The organism is Catellatospora sp. NPDC049609, from assembly GCF_040675365.1.
GTDB lineage: Bacteria > Actinomycetota > Actinomycetes > Mycobacteriales > Micromonosporaceae > Catellatospora.
In genome coordinates this window covers 1-1,495 of record NZ_JBFAOU010000457.1, presented here as the reverse complement: position 1 = coordinate 1,495, position 1,495 = coordinate 1, and the positions used below count along the sequence as shown (strand labels likewise).

General features: G+C 66.9%; 1 protein-coding gene. It reads left to right on the top strand.

What is annotated here, in order from left to right:
- The first annotated feature begins 185 nt into the window (after positions 1-185).
- A protein-coding gene (locus tag AB0J67_RS41110; RefSeq protein ID WP_363491248.1) for an IS5 family transposase occupies positions 186-988 on the top strand; the annotation gives its coding sequence in 2 pieces (ribosomal slippage) (positions 186-525 and positions 525-988; 804 coding nt in all).
- Positions 989-1,495 lie beyond the last annotated feature (507 nt).

Below are 1,495 nucleotides of genomic sequence, written 5' to 3'. Positions count from 1 at the left end.
CTGCTCCCGCAGACCGTCGACGCCGTCGCCGCCCTGGTCTCCGACCGCACCATCACCTGGTGAAACGCCCCGGAGCAGCACATCGCGTGACCTCAACTATTGCGCACAAGATCGTAAAAGCTCAGTTCAGAATGAGCGGACTTCATGTCCGTCGGTAGGCGTGCTGTGCCGTCGAGACTGCTGTCGTGTCCGACCGTGCGCTCACTGACCAGCTCTGGCAGCGGCTGGAACCGCTGATCCCGGCGCTATCACGCCGGTTCCGGTTCCCCGGGCGTCGGCGTGCCGACGACCGTGCCGCCCTGGAGGGCATCCTTTTCGTATTGGCCACCGGGATTGGCTGGAACCGCCTGCCCACGGCCTTGTTCGGCGTCTCCGGCGCGACGTGCTGGCGCCGCCTCGCCGAGTGGCAATCCGCCGGAGTGTGGCAGCGGCTGCACGAGGCGCTGCTGGCGGAACTGCGTGTGGCCGGCCGCCTGGACCTGGCCCGCGCCATCGTGGACAGCAGCCACGTCCGCGCCCTCAAAAGGGGGACCAGACGGGGCCAAGCCCAGTCGACCGTGGCCGCCCCGGTTCCAAGCACCACCTGATCACCGACGCCGCAGGCATTCCCTTGGCCGTGATCGTCACCGGCGGCAACCGCAACGACGTCACCCAGCTCATACCGCTACTACACGCGATCCCGCCGATCCGTGGACTGGTCGGACGCCCACGCCGCCGTCCGTGGCGGGTCTACGGCGATCGTGGCTACGACCACGACAGCCACCGCAGGCTCGTTAGGGCGATGGGTATAACCCCGGTCATCGCACGCCGTGGCGTGCCCCACGGCTCCGGCCTGGGACGCGCACGTTGGTTCGTCGAACGCAGCTTCGCCTGGCTGCACGCCTTCAAACGCCTGCGCACCCGCTACGAACGCCGCGCCGACATCCATCAAGCCCTGCTCAGCCTTGCCTGCACAATCATCTGCCTCCGCCACCTGCGCGACAGTTGACCAACAAGGTCGCCACGAACACAGGACTCAGTACGGTCGGCCCTCTCGCAGGTGCACATGCCGCAGCCCCGGGCTGAACCCCGCCACATGACGCGGGGAACCATGGTGATCCTTACTCGGGCGGAACCGGCCCTCGCGCACCGCAACGTCGTAGCAGCCATCACCGACCGGATACTCCGTGAGCACACCGCTCACCAAGTGACGCTGCGCCCAAGCGCGCCCCTCCGCCTCCGAGGAGAACACCGCGGAGGCGAACGACGCGCCGTCCCCATGGAAGATCCAGACCCGTTCCAAGCCCGAGTTGCTCTCATGCACCTCGGTAGTCTGCCACCCACCTCGCGAGCAGGCACAACACGCCTAATCATTCTGAACTGATCTCTAACGATCTTGTGCGCAATAGTTGAGGTCGCGTGATGTGCTGCTCCGGGGCGTTTCACCAGGTGATGGTGCGGTCGGAGACCAGGGCGGCGACGGCGTCGACGGTCTGCGGGAGCAGTTCGCGTCGTC